Origin of the sequence: Lacihabitans lacunae (genome assembly GCF_042649125.1) — a bacterium.
Taxonomy (GTDB): Bacteria; Bacteroidota; Bacteroidia; order Cytophagales; family Spirosomataceae; genus Leadbetterella; species Leadbetterella lacunae.
On the sequence record NZ_JBHRYQ010000001.1, the window covers coordinates 4,941,411 to 4,962,529 of the forward strand.

General features: G+C 34.9%; 15 protein-coding genes. 4 read left to right on the top strand and 11 right to left on the bottom strand.

The features are described from left to right. Positions 1 to 1,188, bottom strand: coding sequence for an ABC transporter permease (locus tag ACFOOI_RS20945; protein WP_379840051.1), 1,188 nt, complete (start codon positions 1,186 to 1,188; stop codon positions 1 to 3). A gap of 4 nt (positions 1,189 to 1,192) precedes the next feature. Next, entirely contained in the window at positions 1,193 to 1,828 is a 636-nt protein-coding gene (locus ACFOOI_RS20950; protein WP_379840052.1) for an ABC transporter ATP-binding protein, read from the bottom strand. A gap of 199 nt (positions 1,829 to 2,027) precedes the next feature. On the opposite strand from ACFOOI_RS20950, the gene ACFOOI_RS20955 reads away from it, so the two are divergent. Beyond that, complete coding sequence (locus ACFOOI_RS20955; protein ID WP_379840053.1) at positions 2,028 to 2,663, top strand: peroxiredoxin; 636 nt, start codon at positions 2,028 to 2,030, stop codon at positions 2,661 to 2,663. A gap of 55 nt (positions 2,664 to 2,718) precedes the next feature. Here ACFOOI_RS20955 and ACFOOI_RS20960 read toward each other — a convergent pair whose 3' ends face one another. From ACFOOI_RS20960 to folP, 8 genes are all read right to left on the bottom strand, one after another. Continuing rightward, on the bottom strand, positions 2,719 to 3,996 hold the full coding sequence (locus tag ACFOOI_RS20960; RefSeq protein WP_379840054.1) for a type IX secretion system plug protein: 1,278 nt from the start codon (positions 3,994 to 3,996) through the stop codon (positions 2,719 to 2,721). Between the two features lie 10 nt (positions 3,997 to 4,006). After that, a complete protein-coding gene (locus ACFOOI_RS20965; protein ID WP_379840055.1) occupies positions 4,007 to 5,917 on the bottom strand; it encodes an ABC-F family ATP-binding cassette domain-containing protein in 1,911 nt (636 codons plus the stop codon). Between the two features lie 115 nt (positions 5,918 to 6,032). Then, positions 6,033 to 6,968 (bottom strand): hypothetical protein, encoded by a 936-nt coding sequence (locus ACFOOI_RS20970; protein WP_379840056.1) that lies wholly within the window; start codon positions 6,966 to 6,968, stop codon positions 6,033 to 6,035. 18 nt (positions 6,969 to 6,986) lie between these two features. Beyond that, entirely contained in the window at positions 6,987 to 8,624 is a 1,638-nt protein-coding gene (locus tag ACFOOI_RS20975) for a SusD/RagB family nutrient-binding outer membrane lipoprotein (protein ID WP_379840057.1), read from the bottom strand. Between the two features lie 20 nt (positions 8,625 to 8,644). Next, positions 8,645 to 11,881, bottom strand: a complete 3,237-nt coding sequence (locus tag ACFOOI_RS20980; RefSeq protein WP_379840058.1) for a SusC/RagA family TonB-linked outer membrane protein — start codon at positions 11,879 to 11,881, stop codon at positions 8,645 to 8,647. Between the two features lie 318 nt (positions 11,882 to 12,199). Beyond that, positions 12,200 to 14,263, bottom strand: a complete 2,064-nt coding sequence (locus ACFOOI_RS20985; protein WP_379840059.1) for a fibronectin type III domain-containing protein — start codon at positions 14,261 to 14,263, stop codon at positions 12,200 to 12,202. A 183-nt stretch (positions 14,264 to 14,446) separates the two neighbouring features. Then, positions 14,447 to 16,234, bottom strand: coding sequence for a T9SS type A sorting domain-containing protein (locus tag ACFOOI_RS20990; protein WP_379840060.1), 1,788 nt, complete (start codon positions 16,232 to 16,234; stop codon positions 14,447 to 14,449). A gap of 103 nt (positions 16,235 to 16,337) precedes the next feature. Next, positions 16,338 to 17,186, bottom strand: a complete 849-nt coding sequence (gene folP, locus ACFOOI_RS20995) for a dihydropteroate synthase (RefSeq protein ID WP_379840061.1) — start codon at positions 17,184 to 17,186, stop codon at positions 16,338 to 16,340. 38 nt (positions 17,187 to 17,224) lie between these two features. On the opposite strand from folP, the gene ACFOOI_RS21000 reads away from it, so the two are divergent. The 3 genes from ACFOOI_RS21000 to ACFOOI_RS21010 are packed head-to-tail and all read left to right on the top strand — an operon-like array spanning position 17,225 to position 19,442. Then, positions 17,225 to 17,773 (top strand): DUF1599 domain-containing protein, encoded by a 549-nt coding sequence (locus ACFOOI_RS21000; RefSeq protein WP_379840062.1) that lies wholly within the window; start codon positions 17,225 to 17,227, stop codon positions 17,771 to 17,773. Positions 17,774 to 17,776: 3 nt separating this feature from the next. Then, the gene (locus tag ACFOOI_RS21005; protein ID WP_379840063.1) at positions 17,777 to 18,892 is read left to right on the top strand and encodes a BT_3928 family protein; all 1,116 of its coding nucleotides are present in this window, start codon (positions 17,777 to 17,779) and stop codon (positions 18,890 to 18,892) included. Positions 18,893 to 18,917: 25 nt separating this feature from the next. Further along, positions 18,918 to 19,442, top strand: coding sequence for a shikimate kinase (locus ACFOOI_RS21010; RefSeq protein WP_379840064.1), 525 nt, complete (start codon positions 18,918 to 18,920; stop codon positions 19,440 to 19,442). A gap of 75 nt (positions 19,443 to 19,517) precedes the next feature. Here ACFOOI_RS21010 and ACFOOI_RS21015 read toward each other — a convergent pair whose 3' ends face one another. Then, positions 19,518 to 21,032 carry a hypothetical protein gene (locus ACFOOI_RS21015; protein WP_379840065.1) on the bottom strand — a complete coding sequence of 505 codons (1,515 nt, stop codon included), beginning with the start codon at positions 21,030 to 21,032 and terminating at the stop codon, positions 19,518 to 19,520. Between the last annotated feature and the right edge of the window lie 87 nt (positions 21,033 to 21,119).

Sequence of the window (21,119 nt, forward strand, 5' to 3'; positions counted from 1 at the left end):
TTATTCAGATGCTAAGGTTTTTGAGATGTCGATTTTGTATATTCCAATTGATGGAATTAACGCTGCAAAAATACCAACTAATAACGCAGCAATCAATAGAAATATTTCTTCTGTTTGTATTTGCATGGTGTCAATGCTATAATGGTAAGTATCCGATACACTTTTTGATATCAAAAATAGCCCAATTCTTGAAAATAACATTCCAAATATAAATCCAGAAAGGCTCAAAAAGATTCCTTCTAACAATAACATGAGAAATAGTAAACTCCTTTTGCCACCCATAGTCATCATTAAAGCCATTTCGTATTTTCTTTCTTTTAACGCATTGTAAAGTGTTACAAATACACTAACGCCACTTATGATAATTATGGCATAAGCGAGCCATTTAAGTACATCCATGCCTATTCCCATCAGTTCAAACAACCTGTTTATTTCTATAGAAGGTAAGGCTGCTTGCATTTTGGTATTTTGATTTATGTTTCTAGGTATTGTTAGCAAACCCAATGGCGACCTAAATTTCACTAATGCGGTGGTTATTTCTTTTGGGTGTTCTTCTACTTCTCCATCTACATGACCTTCTTCATGCATTAGCCAAATACTCGACAGGTCTGTTAATATTAAATTATCTAAAACCGAATTGTTGTATTTAAGTATTCCTACTACTTTATATTTGTTTTCGTTATGTTTTTCACCTTCTTCGTCTAGTCCGTGTGCACTTACAAATGTGTCATTTAGTTTTAAATTTAACTTTTGTGCTGATGAAGCACCCAAAACTACATCTAATTGATCTTTAAATATATGACCGTTGTCAAACTCGGCATTAAAGTGATTTAAATATTTTGGGGAACAGCCTGTAATTCTTAGGCCTTTAAAATTATCCCCCATTGAAAGTGGTAAAATTTCCTTAATTAACGGGTTTCTACCAATTGCCATGGTTTCGTCTAATGGGATATTGCCAGTAGGGGAGTCTATTTGGTAAATCCCGGCTAATATGACTTGTAGTGGGCTACCTTTTGCCCCAATCACCATATCGATGCCTGAAACATTTTTCGAAAATTTTTCTTGAATTTGTTTAGTTGTATTTATCAATAAAGAGATGACAGCAATTCCAAACGTCATCAGCAGTATACTTAAAAAACTATTAAGTTTTTTGGCGAAAATATTTTTCCAAACTATTTTTAGTAGCATAGTTTTATAACAATATTTGATTAGGTATTCTATTTTTTAGTCGCTGATCGTGAGTTACTATGATTAGTGCGGCATTTGCTTCTTTCGCTTGCTCTTCTAATAAAGAAATTACTTTTTCGCAATTGGTATCATCAAGTGCCGAAGTTGGTTCATCCGCTAATATCACAGAAGGAGTGTTCATTAGTGCCCGAGCTATACAAACTCGCTGCTGCTCACCGCCACTAAGTTCAGTTACTTTTTTGTTCAATAATTCTCCAATTCCAAGTGAGTCGGCTAGTTTAATGGCCTTTGGCTTGTCTATTTTTGCTTTGGCTAGATAGTTTGCTATGGTTAAATTGTCCAACACATTAAGTGAGTTAACAAAATATGGCTTTTGGAATATCATGCCAATGTTTTTTGCCCTAAATGTGGGTATCTCATTTTCATTTAATAACAAAGCATTTTTGCCAGAAAATAGTACTTCACCTTGATATGGTGTTTTTAATAAGGCTAAAATATTCAGAAAAGTAGTTTTTCCTGAACCAGAATTTCCCAAAATTAAAAGTGGAGAATTTTTATCGCAGAAAATATCCGGAAATTTAAATTTCATGCCGGAATCATAAGCAAATTCCAATGATTTGGTTTCGAGCATTTGCGTCATTTTGTTTAATCAAAAATACGATATAAAAAGCCCCAGTCCAAGAGGCAATTTTATTGAGGAATGTAAAAAGTTATAATTTTGATATTTGTAGGAGCTTTTTGTAAGAATGAAAAAACTTATCTGAGGTTTTTAAAATGATTTCCTGTCAAATGTTGTTACTATTTAAACACATATTTTTTAACTTAAATATATCATAGTTATGTCAATTAGATTAGGCGATATCGCACCAGATTTTAAAGCAGAAACTACGCAAGGGCCTATAAGTTTTCACGAATGGTTAGGTGATAGCTGGGGAATGCTATTCTCTCATCCAGCTGATTTTACACCAGTTTGTACCACAGAATTAGGTAAAACCGCTTTGCTGAAAGGTGAGTTTGAGAAAAAAGGAGTTAAAGTAATTGCAGTTTCAGTTGACGATTTAGCATCTCATAATAAGTGGGTTCCGGATATAGAAGAAGTGAATGGTGTTAAAATGAACTTCCCTATTATTGCGGATTCGGAGAAGGTAGTAGCAGGTTTATATGATATGATTCACCCAAATGCTTCAGAGAAAGCAACTGTAAGGTCGGTATTTATTATTGGACCAGACAAAAAAGTGAAACTTACGTTAACATATCCGGCTTCTACAGGAAGAAATTTTCAAGAATTGTTAAGAGTTATAGATTCATTGCAACTGACAGCTGAATACTCTGTAGCGACACCGGCAGATTGGAAAGACGGCGATGATGCTATCGTAGTACCATCTATCTCTACAGCTGACGCTATTTTGAAGTTTCCGAAAGGAGTAAAAGAAGTTAAACCATATTTGAGATATACACCTCAGCCGAATAAATAATACCGATTTGTTAAGTGAAGATAATAGGGTAGGTGATTATGTCATCTACCTTTTTTTATTTGTTTGAAAAAGAATTTAGCCTCTGGTAACCGATTAATTCGGTTGATCTAGCACGTGGAGATTTATGATAAATGAAAATCTCATAGCTATTATTTGTCTCTGAAAAGTCACCTTCAAATTGATTTGGATTAGTTGCAGAGGTACTGTTTTGGAGCTCAAATTCAAAGTCGTAAATACCCTGTTTTATTAAGTATGTTTTTTCGTAAAATCCCGTATTGGGGTTTATGCTCATTTGACCGTCGTTTTTGTCCCAATTATTAAATTTTCCAACTACCGATATTTTTTCGTTTTCGTCTAATCTTGGCTTGTCGGCCACAAAACTCACCTCCATATAGTCAGATCCTAATTCATATTCTTGATTGTCGTAATTGTTTATTATGAAACCACCGTCATTATCATAGGCATTGAGGTAAGCTTTTTTATTTCGAGGTCTTTGAGGTATAAGTCTTAATTTGTCCGTCTCTCCTCGTTTTATTTCTGAAACATTATCACCCTTTGAGAAATTACTGGAAACGTCACAATATCTAAATTCATTTCCAGCAGGAATCAGGTTTTCATTTTCAAAAAAGCGATAGCTCAAAACGTTATTTCCTGCTGCAAATAGCCTTTTATTATTAAGTTCAAATATCCGGTCGTTTCTGAAGTTTTGTTTTACATAAACCAAAAGCTCTTCTTGTGGATTGTAAATTGTGTATGGCCCAAAGTCTAATTTTAAATTTATTTGGTGGTCGGTTTGCCACTTTTGTGGATCTTGGGCAGGGTTTATGCTGGCATTTACCTTTACTTTGGCGTCTAATACCTCAAAGTATTTTTCAATTACTGGCGTTCCTGAAGTATATTCTTCAAACACCGCTATTTTGTATAAACCAGATCGAAAAAGGTTGGGGAGCTTAAAAATATAATGGTAATACTGTACTTTGGTATTTCGAGAAACTTGATAATTATTTATTATAAACTCATTAAACTCTTTCAGGTAATCCATTTCCGAAATATTTGACTGTGTGCCATCTATTTCACAATGAATTATTTTTACACGGTATTGGGTATAATTTGCTCTTAAGTCGTCAAATTCTAAAAAAAGAGATTGATTACTAGCCAAATTTAAAACTGGTGGATTTAGGTATCGCTTTGCAAAATCTTGATTAGGTCCGTATGGGTATAACAAAACAGTCTTAATATCTTCATTTGAGATATTTTCAACCAAGTTTTTCTGTGCAGTTCCAATGAAAGGAATTGCCAATAACCACAGAAATACGAAAGCTTTTTTAAACACTAACTAATATTTAGGATTCTAATAATAACACTTTTGCTTCCCAATCAGAATTCTTTTTTTCTAATGAATTCTTTATGTTGACATATTCTTTGTTTGTTTTTGACAAAAGCTCAGGATTAGTAAAAACGTCGCTATCAGCCAGTTTATTTTCAATTGTTAGCTTTTCTTGTTCTAAGTTTTCAATTTCTTCCTCTATCAAAGCTATTTCTTTTTCTATTTTCTTGATATCGAACGCAGTCATCTTAGACTCGTTTTTGACAGGAGTTTTGGGTTCTACCGTTTGAGTCTTTACTTTTTTAGGGCTATTGTCTGCGTCTAATGTTTTGCCATTGTCTTCCATCCAAATGACAAATTCATCATAGCTTCCTGGATATTGTTTGATTTCTTCGTCTTCTATATACCAAACCTTGTTAGATACTTGACTAATAAAATGTCTGTCGTGAGATACAATCACATAAGTTCCCTCATATTGATTTAGTGCTTGTATCAAAATATTAACCGACTGCATGTCCAGGTGGTTAGTAGGTTCATCTAGCAAAAGGAAGTTAGCTTCTGATATTAATATTTTCGCTAACGCAACTCTTGACTTTTCTCCTCCTGAGAGCACTTTTATTTTTTTGAAAACATCATCACCACCAAATAGGAAGCAACCTAAAACTGACCTAAGTTCAGTTTCACTTTTGTTAGAATCGGCGTACTTTAATTCTTCTAACATCGACTCTTCCAAATGAAGCGACTCCAGTTGGTGCTGAGCATAAAACGAGAAATTTACATTATGTCCTAATTTTCTTTCACCCTTATGTTCTTCATCCCCTGAAATAATTCGGAGCACAGTAGACTTTCCTTTTCCATTGGCACCAATAAGCACAATTTTATCTCCACGCTCTATGGTAGCATCAGTATTTTTCAAAATTACTCTATCGCCATAAGCCTTTGATATGTTTTCTAGAGCCAGCACATTCCTTCCTGGCTGTATGCCCAATTTGAATTTGAAATGAACTTTTGCAGCGTCGTCAATTACATCATCTATAATATCAAGTCTATCCAAGGCCTTAACGCGAGATTGTACTTGTCTCGCTTTTGTAGCCTTGGCCTTAAATCGCTCTATAAACTTTTCTGTTTGTTTTATTTGTGCCTGTTGATTTTCAAAAGCACCCTTTTGTATTTCATTCCTAATGGCTTTTTCTTCAACAAAAAATGAATAATTTCCAGGGTAGTAGTTCAATTTAGTATTTGCAACTTCAACTATTGAAGTACATACATTGTCCAGAAATTGCCTATCATGAGATACCACTACCACGGCATTTTCGTAGTTAGCGATGTATTTTTCTACCCAAAGTATTGAGGGTAAGTCAAGGTGGTTGGTTGGCTCATCTAAAAGTAAAACTGCAGGCTTTGAAAGTAATAGCTTTGCAAGCATTACTCGCATTCTCCATCCTCCCGAAAACTCTCTCAGCGGTTTTTTTAATTCCCAAGTTTTAAAACCTAAGCCCTCTAATATTTCCTCTGCTTTGGCTTCTATTGAATATCCATCTAATAAATCAAATTCATGCTGCATGTCACCCAGTTTCTCAACCAAATCATCTGAGTAGTTGGTCTCCATCTGATGCAAAATATCGTCTATTTGGTGCTGAAGCTCGAGTTGCCGCTCGAAACCCTGCATAGCTACATACAAAATACTGTCATCAGTTTGGTAGGATAGGAGGTCTTGATTTAAAAAGCCTATGGTACAATCACCAGCTTTTGAAATATTGCCGCCGTCAGGTTGATATTCTCCTACTATAATTTTGAGTAAGGTAGACTTTCCTTTTCCGTTTAAACCTATTAGACCTATTTTATCTTTTGGTTTTATTTGTAAGTTAGCATCTTCAAATATGGCTCTGCCTCCAAAGTAAAAAGATAGGTTATTTATAGTGAGCATGCTTTGGTTTTTATTTTTGAGGTGCAAATTTACGAATTCTATTTTATAGTATGGCTTTTAACAAAAAAAGCGAGACTGAAGTCTCGCTTTTTTTTATTTTTTTTAAAAAGATAGATTAGTTCAAGGCAGCAGGCCAAGATCCGCTAGATCTTTTCAAAGTGGTGATACCAGCATCACCGTAGTTGTTTTTCCACTTAAATTTCAGTTCAGTAGAAGTATGGCTGATATAAGTCAAACTGTAAGTTAAACCATATTGATCTGCACCCTTCATTCCTATTTTTCCACAAGAATCTGTAAATCTGATAGTTCCAGTTGCAGGGTTATCGTTCCATGCACATCCATATTGACCAAATGTTCCGTCAGAAAGCGTATATTCTCCTACTACAGAAGTAGCAGTTAATACCGCTTTGCCAGATACACTAGCACCACATGCTGCTGGGTTAGCTCCATCAGCTACTGAGCCTTCAATGTTGGTTGTAGTGTAATCGTATGTACCTGCAAGGTTTGAAGGACATACTACAGCTACTCTATAAAAGAATGGAGATGCATAGTAAGTACCACTTGAAACATCAGAAGTTAAGTTAGTATTTGTAAAAACTTTGCCTTCTTTCGTTGTTAGAACTAAACGATACTCTAAAAAGTCACCACCTTTGATATTGGTTTTAGAAAAACCAAGTTTAGTTAGTGCAGCACTAAAAGGGAAAGTAACCTTAGCTCTTGGCCATTTTGAATCAGCAGTAGTAGTAAATACAGAACCATCAACTGATCCTAATAAAACCTCTTTTGCTAGTACATTTCCTCTTCTATGATTTACATAAACTTCCACAGTTTTTACATCATTTACTTTATCTGCAGCGTGGACCTCAAGTAAAGTAGAAAACGTGGCATTGTCCATATCGAAAAAATCGATAGGAGCAGGAGCAGTTATTGTTTTAAGATATGTTCCCGTTTCGAAACCATTGTAAGGTATCGCCGGCTCAACAAAATCCGTACACGATGATACAACAAATGTTGCTATCAAAAGTGTATATATTAATTTTATTTTTTTCATTATGATCTCAATTTAGAATTATTTAATAAAGCCATCTGGATTGTTATCCCAGAATACTTTTACTTTGAAGTCAGCCTTTTGAGTTGCATTCGAGTTAGTGTTAACATAGTTTGCAGGGTAAATGAATGATCTTGGGAAGTTTCCTGCATTTGCAATCAAAGCTGGCTGCATGTTACTAGGCTTACCAGTTCTTCTGTAAAGGTTATAAGCCTCAACTCCATTACCGTAAAGAGCCAACCAATATTCTCTTGCTACTAAGTCTAATTTTTGAGCATTTGTAGTTGCCGCATCAAACTCAGTTCCTACATAAAGGACATACTTGTTTCTAACACCATCAAATGCAGCGGCTGTTTCGTTTGCATTGATCACTGCTGCCTGATTAGTTGTTAAAGACCAAGATCTAGTGAAATTGATACTTTTAGTTATAGCAGAGGTTAGTAAAGTTTTTACTGTTCCTGTGGTTCCCAAAGTTAATGCTGACTCGGCTAGCATAAAATCAACAAACGAAGCCATCATGATTGGTTCGATACCAGCACCATTTGTTGCTGTATTAGCAGATCCAGCCGCAGCTGGCTTGTTTTCGTCAAATCTATATCCAGCAGGGTATACACCATAAAGAGTTCTTTTAAGTGCATCTGGTGGAATACCTTCATTATTCAAATGGTCTCTACCCCAGTATCCTCTTGTACCTGGCAAACAGTATACCATATCTTGTGGATAATGTGCAGGCTTAAATGTACCTAAGCAAGATATCTCAGATGTTAATGTTGGGTTTGAGTTTACTTGACGGTAGAAGTAGTACTTAGCTCTAGGATCGTCAAATCCTTTGGCTTCTGTTAAGTGCCACATGTAGTAGTTAGATTGGTAATCTCCACCACCAGCTTGGGCTTGTGCAGCGAAGTCAGGGTGACGTGTGTCAGGGTCGTTTCCGGAAACGCCATATTTGAATATGAAATCATCACCATTTCCAATCAATGCATTTTCAGTTATCAATGCATTGATGGCTGAAGTACTTCCAGCTTTATCAATTAAACTTCTGTTTAAGTGATATTTTAACATTAATGTATTAACAAGCTTCGTCCATTTAGTATAATTATTCGCGTAGTAATAATCATTTGGAGTTCCGGTAGCAATTCCACTAAAGTCAGTTTTAGCTGATTGCAATAAAGCAAAAGCAGCAGCATATACATCAGCTCCTTTATCAGCTTTTGGGCTGAAGTTATTAGGGTCTAAAGCTTCAGAATAAGGGATATCTCCAAAAGCATCCACCATTATCATTAAGGTAAAGGCCTCTAAAGTTTTTGCTATTCCAGCATGTCTGTTGAATTTTTTCTCTTCAGCAATTTTCTTCATTACTTTGATGTCTGCTAAAATTCCAGCATAGCCAGTTGACCACATTCCACTAAAGCTAGTAGGTAAGTATGCAGTTTCGTAGGTGTTAGCACCCTGATTGATAATTCTCGTAAGTCTTTTTCCTGTATAACTTACATCATTAAACAAAGATCCAAATTGTACCTGTATGTTGTTTAATAGGTAGTTAGGGTCTGTACTGCTCTCGGTCACTAAGTTAGGATTGTCAAGGTAATCCAACTCACATGAACTTACTAAAAACACGCTCAGTGCTAGTAGTAAAGTATATATTTTTCTTTTCATCATTAATCTTCTTTTTAAAATTATTAGAATGTTAAGCTTAAGGTACCTCCTAGTCTTCTAGCACTTGGACCAGTTAAGTAATCAAAACCTAATCCATTACCAACTCCTAAGCTCAATACGTCTGTATCGAAGTTTACATATTTAGGCATGTTAAGTGCTCTAAACCATAGGTTTGAACCTGTGAATGTAACCGAAGCTTTTTTGAATGGTGTTTTGCTAATCAATTTAGCAGGTATAGCATAGCTTAAAGAAGCTTCTCTAAGTCTTGCGGTACTTCCGTCAAATGTAACAGCTTCGTCAGTGAAGAAGTAGTTATCAAAGAAGTAGTTAGCCGCAGTAACTTGTACTGTGTTTTTGCTTCCGTCTTCTTGTACACCAGGGAGTATTAAAGTTAAATCTCTGTCTAATTGATCAGTATCTTTAGAAAGACCTCTAGCTAGTACACCTTTTACTGTGTTAGATACTATCACACCTTTGTGACGATATTCAAACATAAATGAAAGGTTAAAGCCTTTATAGCTAAAGTTGTTAATCAAAGAGGAAGTAAACGCAGGGTTTGGATCTCCCAATGTTGCCAACTCTGAAGTTGCTTTATATTGTCCATTTGGCAATACAATTTTCTCACCGTTGGCATTTCTAGCAATTCCCGATCCTTTAATAAGGTTAAAAGGCTCTCCTGGAATCGCAAAATTTCCTAGGTTAGTAAAACCAGCAATTACTACTTGGTTTAGACCAGCACCCAATTCCATTACAATCGTTCTATATTTGCCATAGTTGGCTGTAACATCCCATGTGAAACCTGAAGCAGTTTTAACTGGAGTAACGGTTACTGCAGCCTCAACACCTCTAGTTCTAATTCTACCGATATTCAAATACGTAGTTGTATATCCTGTAGAAGGATCAATAGGTGCGTTTGTAATTAGGTCCTTTGTGTTTTTCTCGTAAACTGAGATATCATATTTTAATCTATGATTAAACATTGAACTTTCTACACCAAATTCTAATTCTTTGTGTAACTCTGGCTTTAAGTTTGGATTACCCAATGCATTTGAAATTGACTGAGTTGAAGTTAATGTTCCAGCTGCATCTGAGAAACCTCTAGCATTTTGGCTCAAAGTGTTTCTTGTATTATACGGATCTGGGAAACCTGCTGATGTACCATAGCTTAGTCTTAACTTTAGGTCGTTCAATGTAGTAGAGCTAATGTCAAATGCTGATGTAGGCAAAAACGATAAACTGGCACCTGGATATAGAATTCTTCTATTTGCTGATTCAACTGTTGAAGTCCAATCATTTCTTGCAGATAAATTTAAGAATAAATAATCGCTATAATCCAACACAATATTTGCATATGTACCAATTCTTCTTTGATTAATTTCATAGTTAAGGGCACCACCTGTAAATGGATTTCTTGACGATGTAGAAGTAAAGTTGGTATGTTTAAATAAACCAAAAGTCAACTGATTAGTACTTGCAAGACCAAATTGAGTGTAAGTATCGAATCTGTTGTTAACACCTACAATTCCAGACATGTTAATTTTGTCTGATAATTTTTTATTGTAGTTTAACATGAAATCATGATTCCAGATTGCGTTTTTAATAGAAACACTTTGATAAAATCCATTGATAATGTTAACATTTCCACCCGTAGCCCCTTTGTTATACTTTCTTTCTTGAGTCTCAGTATATGTATCATAACCTAATCTGTAAGTTAATGAAAGGTTACTGTTGATATCATAGTTTAAGGAGCTCGAAGTAAAGAATCTATCTACTTTACTTTGATCAGAGTGATATTTAGATAACCAAATTGGGTTAGTAATATCATTTCCTCCTCTATAGTAAACCGAACTACGGTCAATTGGGTTTTCGTATGGCCAATTGCCTAAGTCAACGTTTCTAGGAGTATACATTACGTTAGCAAATATTGATTGAATACCGCCATCTGGTCCTGAACCATATCCTGCGTTAAGAGGAGGCGTTTTGTAGTCAGTGTTTGCGTAGGTGAATGATGAACGTAAAGAGAATTTCTTTGTAATTTGAGAGTTCATTCCCAAGCCTAGGTTTAATTTTTTCAAATCATTACCCGGTGTGAAACCTTGCTCATTTTGATAGCCAATACTAGCATTGTAGCCTGATTTATCAGAAGATCCTGAAATTTGAACAGAGGTATTGTAAACTTGCCCTTTTCTAAAGAATGTTTTTCCGATATTTGGTTGAGCCACGTTAGGAATCTCAACTACGTTATTAACTAAAGCAGTTGCTCCATTTCCCCATGGTTTAGTTGGGTCAATCGCATATTCAGGGAAAGCGTTTCTGATATTAGCTACACCTGATAATCCATACGGATGTCTTACTGTTGGCTGATCTGCGAAATTTGCTCCCCAGTTTGAATAGAACCAAGATACAGGTGTTAATTGTTGGAAACCACCACCGTAGTTATTTTGATAATCAGGTAAAGAAGCGATAGTGTTTTGGAAATATGATTGGTTTAAGCTAACCTCTGCCTTTCTTCTTTTACCACCACCTGATTTGGTAGTGATTAAAATTACACCGTTACGTCCTTGGTCACCATAAAGAACTGTTGCAGAAAGACCTTTAAGCACTGAAACTGATTCAATGTTGTTTGGGTCGATGTCTAGCATACGGCTTGAAGTAGTTTGTCCACCAGATGTAAATCCTGCTTGGCCATTTGTTCCTGAGTTAAATGGAACACCATCTACAACGAATAATGGCTGGTTAGAGCCAGTTGCAGAAGAATAACCTCTGATGGTAATGTTTGTTCCTGAACCTGAAACACCACCTGTAGATGTGATATTTACACCCGGAGCCTTACCTTGTAAGACACGGCTAACATCAGCCTCAGGTCTGTTGTTAATTAGGTCGCTTGATACTGTTGTTACAGCATAACCAAGTGCCTTTTTTTCTCTCACAACACCTTGTGCAGTTACAACAACCTCAGAAAGGGCCTTTGCATCTCCACTTAGTACTACGTTTACGATTGATTTGTTGCCAACGGCAACTTCTTGGGTAAGCATACCCACAAAGCTAAAAACAAGAGTTTGACCTGATGCAGCTTCGATTGAATATGCACCTTCTAGGTCGGTTTGGGTACCTTTAGAAGTACCTTTAATTTGAACGGTTACCCCAGGGATACCAGTTCCGTCGTCTGCTGATGTTACCTTTCCACTTACTTTACTCTGTGCATAAGTCATTATGCTTGAGCAAACAAGTAGCACGGCAAGAAGTAAATTCTTTCTCATGCAATTTTTAGTTTAGGTTTAATAAAATATAATTTACGTAATACAAACATAATTATTTTTTAATAAAAAAAAAATATACGAACGCATAATAGCGTTATACGTCTTCTAAAAACGGAAAAAGGTCTAAAACTTCAATTCAATATTGAAAAAGTGAAAATTTGTATTAGTCCAAAGTTTTGTAAAAAATGGCAAATGTGTCGATTTAAGGCTGATAGTAGGCATAATGCCTAATTCTATATTTATTTAATGGTTTTTTGCCAAATAAAAAAGGTGAACCTCTTGGTTCACCTTTTTTTGTTAAATTGGATGTTTGTTTTATTAATACTTAAATACTTTTCTGGAAGTTTTTTCAGTATTATTCGAAATAATAACATTATACATACCTTGGCTCAATTTGCTGAAATCAATATCCAAAGGTTCATTTGCCTTCAAAGTTTTTTTACCATCATAAACTAAATAGTTATTCTTGTCAAAGATTTGGATCGTCACTTCTGAATTATCTAAAGATTCTGATGTTTTAATTTTGATGTATTCAAATGTAGGGTTTGGATAAACTGAAACCTCAGATTGTAATAATCCGCCCACTGTACCTGCTATTGTAACAGTAGCTATATTTGAGTTTTTCGATTCACCAAGAATGTTTATAGCCCTTATCCTATACAAATAGGTTTTTGCTGCAAGTACATTCTCGTCTAAGTAGGTAGTTACATTTCTGTTTAATGTAGCTACTGCAGCATAAGTAACACCGTTATCTGATGATTTTTCTAGTTTAAATGACTGTTCTCTCGAAGAGTCGTCGTACCAAGTCAAAGTAACTTTAGTGCCATTTGCCTTTGCTAACAGTCCATAAGGAGCATTTGGTATTGCAGAATAATCGAATATTCCAAAAACTAAGTTTGAAAAACCAGAATCACCTTCGGTGTTACTTCCTGCTTTAACTCTGTAATAATATTGCACACCTTCTTCAATATTTAGGTCTTTGAATTTAGTGTTGTTGAATTTTATCTTACCGATTTCTTTGAAATTAACATTGTCTGTACTTCTTTGAATTATAAAATAATCTTCGTCGTTTGATTTGTCTTGCCACTGTAGTTCAAAAAAAGAATTTCCTAATGCATCTTTATTGGTTATGAAAATCAAGTTTTCTGGTTTATATGGTGGGCCTGCTGTAGTGTCTCTTACTGAAACTATTCCAGATGCTAGGCCTTTGTCACTTACAGCTATAATACCCATGTCAACTATATCTTTGGGGTTTAAACCTTCGATTTTTATTGATGTTTCAAAAGGGTATATTCTTCTGTATTGTCTATAAAATGACTCATTTGCCAATTTTATCATTACTACATTTTCATCTCTAATATTTGTTCCACAGTCTTTGTCTTCGGTACCATTAGACCACGTTAAGGTTAAGTGGTTTCTAGATTTGTTTACAGGGTCAGACTTTAAGTTAAATGGTGCGTTTGGTGCTACATACACTTTAGTTGTAACAGATGGTATATTAGATGTTGAAGTTCCCGTGGTATTAACAGCGGTTACTTTATACCATATAGTTTTTCCCGGAATTGCCTCACTATCAAAAAAGCTTCTACCAGAGGCATCCGTTCTTCCAATTTTGTTAAACGTATTATTGTCAAAGCTTCTTTCTATAAAAATCTCATCAATATCTTCGGTTCTGCTACTGAATGTCCACTCTAACGAAACAAAAGTAGGGCAGTCTTTAGTTAGTTTTAGATTTGCTGTAGGAGGTACGTCCTTTGGAGTGGTAATAGTAACACTTGGTGACCATGGCCCAAATTCAGTGTCTTTTTTTGCTCTTAATCTAACAGAATAAGTGGTTTTAGGTTTCAGTCCTGTAAATGTATTTACGAAAACTGATCCAGCTCCAAGGTCTTTTTTTAAGGTTTCTCCACCTCCTGTAAATTCAAGTTCAAAACCGGTTTCTGAAACGTTTGAATCATTGATTCTCACAATAGCCGAAGTGGGGGTGATGTTTTGATTTTCAATTGTAATAGATGGAGCTACTAACTGAATCATTTGGACAGTTATTGGACTTGTAGCACTAGAAAAAGTTGAATCAGGTACAGGAATAGTTTCAAGTCTAAAAGACTTAATTGATATATTATAAGAAGTAGCTAGGTTTAGACTTTTTAATGTGTCTACAGTTACAGCACCAACTACTTTAGTTTTTGTAACTGACCCCTCTGTGTACGTGATTTTATAACCACTTGGAGTAGGAGATGGAGCCGTCCAAGTTAGTCTAAGTGTATTAGATAAACCCAATTGTGTACCTGCCACGCTAGTCGGAGGTGAAGGGGGGAGAATTTGGGCTATGCTTTGAATTGCCCAAAAGCACATAGCCAGAAGCAATAAACTTTTTTTCATGTTATTTTTTTTAAGGTATTGTCTTAATTCTGGTAAAAATATCATAAAATTAAATTAATTGAAAGTTTTCAAATGGCTAAGTACTCTTTTTTTTCTATTATTTACTTTTTTATGTCTTTTTAGAATAAAAAAAAGGCCCATCGCGTTTGCAATGAGCCTTTCGATTAGAAATGTCGGTTTGAATTATCTTTTGTAAAGTTTTCTTGAAATCTGAGAATCTTCAGTGCTCAATATTACATTATAAAGACCTTCCGAAAATTGACTAGCGTTAATTTCGAAGTTCTTAGAATCAACTTTAATTGTATTTGAATATACACTCATGTTGTTTTTATCTAATATTTTTACTGTTACATTATTTCCAATTAGGTCTGCTGGGAAACTGATTTTTAAGAAATCACTTGTTGGGTTAGGGAAGAAACTGATTTCGTTAAATAATAAACCAACAGTTCCTACTGCTTTAGCTTCAGCAACATTTGAATACCCTGATTGCCCTTTTGGATTTTTTGTATAAAGTCTATATTGAACCGTTTTATTTAATTCTAGACCAGCATCTGTGTAAGTAACTGTGTTTTTGGCAAGGGACGCTATTTGCGTGAAAGTTAGGCCGTCGTCTTTTGATTTTTCGACGATTACATTTTCTTCTCTGCTAGAATCATCTCTCCAAGTTAAAACAGCCGTAGTACCTGTAACCTTAGCTACTAAGTTTGTTGGAGCACTAGGAGCTTTGGTGTAATCAAACTTAACTGCAAAAGTAGTAGGTGTATAAGCAGACTCTCCCAAAATATTTCCAGCTTTTACTCTGTAATAATATTTGGTTCCTTCTTCTATAGGATATTGTTTTAAAACTGTTTCGTTAGCTTTTATTTTACCTAATTGTTTGAAGTTTAAACTATCGTTTGAATATTCAACTACATAATAGTCTTCTCTGCTTGAAACATCTTTCCATTTTACATCAAATGAAGAGTTGCCTAAGTTGTCTGTGTAGCCAACTACTATTAGGTTAGTAGGTACCGGAGGAGGTCCCCAAGTGGTATCTCTACCACCAATCCACGATGACTGAATGCCCTGTGTGCTCATGTACCAAACTCTATAATCTACAATGTCATTTTGTTTAAGTCCCTCTATAGTAGCTGAAGTTGCATTCGGGTTTAGCTCGGCTATTACTTTGTATGTTTCTTCAGAGGCTAGTTTAGCTACCAAGTAAGTAGTAGCTCTATTGTCAGTTTTACATGCCAAATCTTGGGCTGGATTATCCCAAGCGATGGTCAATGAATTAGCGGTTCTTAAGGCCGGAGATGAATTTACATTCATTGGATTCTTTGGGGCAACATAATTTGGAACTGTTACTACCAAAGGGTTTGAAAATGTCAGACCTGATACGTTTTTGGTAACTACTCGATAATATAAAGTTTTTCCAGGTACTGGGTCATTGTCAGATAAAAATCTTTCGCCTGGAAATAGGTAACCTATTGGGTTCCAAGACGCGTTGTCTGTAGATCTTTGAACTATTTGCTCTTGAACATCTTCGGGTCTTTGAGCAATGTCCCAAGAGAAACCAACTGTCATTGGACAATTGTATCCTAAAGTTAGTTTTGCTTGGCCTGGTACATCCACTAGAGTTGTACCATACGCTAGTGCTGAAAAATCACTAAATGATGAGCCATCAAATGCTCTTACTTTATAGCTATATGTTGTTTTAGCTTTTAAACCATTGTAAGGCAAATTGAATACACTACCAGGCGAAAGGATATAAGTTGTCATATTTCCGTTTTCTTCTTGAACTAACTCTAAACCTGTTTCTGAAGCGTTTGTATCTACTATTCTCACAAAAATAGAGCTTTTTGTGACGTTTTGAGGCTCAATAGTGATAGTTGGTGCGGTTAAGGCTGGAATAGAAGCATAGCTGGAATTTATACCAGATGCTAAAATGCCTATTAGTATAAATTTAATAAATAATAGACTTTTTTTCATGATTGTAGTGTTTTTATTTGAGTTAAGACTTATTAATTGTAAATATAATAGAGAATTATTTAAAATAACCCTCGATGATATTAAATAATGAATAAAAATTATTTTACGGTTTATGTGTGTCGTTTTCCAAATATGATAATAATTTAACTGTTTGTGATGCTTCTAATGCATCATGGACTCTCAAAATTTGTGTGTTTTTTAGTAACGAAAATAAATGCAATTGGGTTGTAGCTGGCAATGACTCAGCAGCTGAAATATCAAGTGCTTTGTATATCATAGATTTTCTCGAAATTCCAGTTAAAATGGGATAGTCAAATAATTTTGTTAGTTCTAGGACTTTCAATAATTGGTAGTTTTGTTCAATTGTTTTTGCGAAGCCAAACCCTAAATCTAAAATCAGGTCGGTCACACCTTCTTTTTTTAAATAATTGGCTTTCTCTAATATTTCGGTATAAACGTCGTTTGGGTAGTTTTTGTAGTCAGTTTGGTTTTGCATATCCTTGGGATTACCTCGCATGTGCATGAGTATGTAAGGAATATTGTTTTCTATAATCCACGGATGCATTTCTGAGTCGAGGGTGCCACCTGAAATATCATTTACCAATGCAGCACCTTTTGAAATAGCCTTTTCTGCCACACTTTTTCTGAATGTGTCAATGGATATTATAGCTTCTGGGAGTTTTTTGGTTAACACTTCTATTGCTTCCAATACGCGTTCAGTTTCTTCTTCTGGGCTAACATTTTCAGCACCTGGTCTGCTGGAGTATCCTCCTAGGTCTAGAATTTGAGCTCCATTTTCATACATTCTACAAGCTTTTTCTAAAAAATCTTCATCAGAAGGATTAAATCTACTATCTTTGTGGAAAGAATCTGGGGTTAAATTCATAATTCCCATGATTAAAGGATTTTCCAAACAAAGTAGTTTTCCAGAAATTTTTATTGTTTTTTTCATAGTTTTGCAAAAAAAGCTAAAAAAAACCAATTAGGTACATGCCAAGCACAGAAATTGAGTACACGTCTATAATTGAGAATTGCTTTGAGATTTTTTCAAAAAAAAATCAAGATTATGGCACTTCATGGAAAATTCTTAGGCTTCCTTCGCTTACAGACCAAATATTTATTAAAGCTCAAAGAATAAGAACAATTCAAGAAAATGGGTTTTCTAAAGTAGATGAAGGTCAAAGATCTGAATTTATTGGAATAATCAATTACTGTGTAATGGCTATTATTCTTCACGATGAAGGAAACGGAGAATCTACAGACTTAAATGCTTCTTACCACAAAGCAACTAACGATGTCAAAGAATTGCTCTTTAATAAAAATCATGACTATGGTGAAGCTTGGAGGTCAATGCGAGTAAGTTCTATGACTGACATTATTTTAATGAAGCTTTTGAGAATAAAACAAATTGAGGACAATCAAGGTAAAACCTTAATCTCAGAAGGTATTAAGTCTGGTTACCAAGATATTATAAACTATTCAGTATTTTGTCTTATCAAATTAGGTTATATTAGTAATCAACAAACTCAACAACAATAATTCATGAAATATATAGCACTTTTCGCCCGGATTTTAGTTGGTTTAGAATTTGTTTTTTCCGGTTTTGTAAAGGTTGTAGATCCATACGGAACAGGTCTAAAGCTTCAAGAATATTTTGAGGTTTTTGCAGAAGACTTGCCTGGGATGGCTCCATTTTTTCATATGTTGGCCGAAAATGCCCAGCCACTTTCACTGATTTTCTGTAGTGTGGAACTCATTTTAGGAGTTGCACTCCTCTTTAGTTTTAGAATGAAAATTACCGCTTGGGTAGTTCTTCTTTTTATGACCTTTTTTACTTTTCTGACATTTTATTCGGCGTATTTCAATAAAGTTACTGACTGCGGCTGTTTTGGAGATTTTCTAAAACTTAAACCTTGGGATTCGTTCACAAAAGATGTTATTAGTATGGTGTTCATATTGATTATCTTCTTTTACCGTAAAAATTTCTCTATTGGAGAAATGGGTACACCTATGGTTTTAATATCCACAATTATAGCTTTTGGAATCGGTATTTATGGTTTGAGAAACCTGCCATTGGTAGACTTTTTGCCGTATGCGGTAGGAAAGAGTATTCCAGAACAAATGAAAAAGCCAGATATTAAACCAATTATTTCATATGTTTTTGAAGATAAAACTACAAAAACTAATATTAAGTCAGAAGAGTATTTAATTGATACTCTAAAATATAAATACGTTTCTTCTGAAATATTAAATGAGAAAGATTTAATTCCGAAAATTTCGGATTTTAGCCTTTCCGATACTTCAGGGATGGATGTTACTGCCGAAGCTTTTGAAGGGAATAAGTTTCTTTTGATAATTAAAAACGGTAAAGGATTAGAAGGTTTAGATTTTGGACCCATGAAGTCCCTTCTAAACAAGAACTACAAAAAGAAAGTTAATCCTATGGTGCTTTCTTCTTTGCCCGTGTCGGAATTAGATGAAATATTAAAAGAAAAAAATATAAGATTCCAAACATATTCTTGTGATGAGAAAGTATTGAAGACTATGGCGAGAGCCAACCCGTGTTTGATATTATTAAAAGATGGTGTGGTAATGGGCAAATGGACCATTAACAATATTCCATCAAAAGATAAAGTCCAAGAATTATTAAACAATTAATAACAAATACCTACCATATTTAAGAATGACAACAAATATTTTTATGTTGGGGATGCCTTCTTCGGGTAAGAGTACTTTAGGAAGACAACTAGCCAAAGAATTAAATTACGATTTTGTAGATTTAGATAAAAAAATTGAGATATCAGAAGGTAAAAAAATTAGTGAAATTTTCAATTTAGAAGGAGAAGAGTATTTTAGGAAATTAGAGGCAGAAAATCTGAGAAAAATAGAACCAAACAGTAAGCTTGTGATAGCCACTGGCGGAGGAACTCCTATTTTTAGGTCTAATATGGATTACATAAAAGAAAGCGGCATTTCAGTTTTTTTAGATGTAAAACCAAATAAGTTAGAAGAAAGGATGCGTAATTCTAAGAAGAACAATAGGCCTCTTTTTAGTTTAGAAAGTGATACACTTTTGAGCACACTTACCAAAACTTACGACGAAAGAATTGAAGTATATTCTCAAGCTGATATCGTTATAGAAGGAGATACAGACGCAAATACAATAATGTGGATATTAGATGCACATTTTGCAAAAATGACAAAGTAAAACATTGGGTTGTTAAAAAAAAAGGGGGAAATTCATTTGAATTTCCCCCTTTTTTTTGATTTAGGTATTTAAAATTTAAAAATAAGTACCTAAGCTTATCGCTACAATTCCTTGATTCTTATTATACCCTACTGATGAATAATCTGCAGTATTGCTTAAAGTATATGGTGTGTAGGCTGCTGATGTTTTAGATCTTGAGTATGATACATCGCCATAAAATTTAGCGGTTTTTACTCCCGCACCTAAGGAGCCAACCAAGGTATTACCTGTATTAAAATCATTTGAAACTCTAATTGGGTCACCTAAATAATTAACTCCACCTCTAACACGGGCTATTCCAAATCTTAGTTCTGCACCTGCTTTTAGGTTGATTACATCTTTGAATTGGTTTTGAATTCCTTGTTTCTGATCAGAAGACCATCTTTGGTCCTGCTTGTCTTTTACGTTCATTCGTGAATAACCGATATACTCAGTCTCTATGTTTACTACTCCAATTTTATTTGGCAAAAATACAGCTGCACCTACATTGGCTTTAAGGGGCGAGGTGATTCTGTAAGTGAAATCATTTGGTACTGTACTGATTGTAGGATAATCTGTAGTGAAAGTGTTTGGTTTTTGGTTAATAGTTACAGTTGATTGAAAAGTTTCGTTTACTTTCATAGCAGTGGGACTTGTTAAGTTGGCTCCGATATTAACATTGTTAGAAACTTTAAAAATAGCACCAACACTTAAGTTTATGCCGCTTCCTTTCACATATAGATCGTCAGAGTTCCTGAAACTATTGAAAATCTCACCATTGGGGAAGTTTTCGGTGTGATCTGTCAACTGTGCGTAGTTCAAGTTTTGAATACCTAAAGAAGCTCCAACGTATGTTCTGTCATCAAAATTGGCACCGTAGCTAACGTTAATTTGGCTCAATGCTCCTGATTCGCTCACTCTGCCATTCTGAGCTACAGGTATTGAAAGTTCAGATGCTCTATAACCGCCACCATCAATTGGGTCAATCAAAAATGCCTGATAATACATAGCGGTAGAAGTCTGCGTTTGTCCTGTTTGGGTATTAAACTCTTCATTTAATGCCGTAGATGAAACACCTCTTTGAGTGGCTTTTTCGGCATAGTAATCAGTTAAAGAGCTTCTTTTGTTTGAGCCTGAATAAGTAAAGCTGTTATTGAAATTTGCTAATGTATTGTAAGTTATACCCCAAGCAGATCTTTTCTTTCTGGTTCCCACACCGTTACTACTAAAAATAGCTCCAAGTTGGCCAAGTTTAAGCCCAGAAGAAGAAAGTGTATTGTTTTCCCCTAAATAGTTACTATTTGTAGTTTGGTTTACAAAAACCGGACTAAAACTAAATTCTGATTTGTTATAATATCCTAAGCCAGCTGGATTAAGAAATGCGTTACTCATATCACCACCTAAAGCTGTAAATGCACCTCCCATTCCTTGGACTTTAGCTGAGCCCGAATTATTTGAAGTATAAAACTTAAGTGCGTCTTCGCCGTAAAAATGGCCATTTAAGGTAAGTTGGGCATTTGTATTGGAAATGCCAAAGGAGCCGATAAGTATTCCTAAAAGCAATTTTTTCATTTTATTTTTGGTTTGATTTGGATAAAAAAATCCCCGCCAACAACTATTGGTTTATTAGCGGGGTGATATTTTGAATTATAAAAGTTT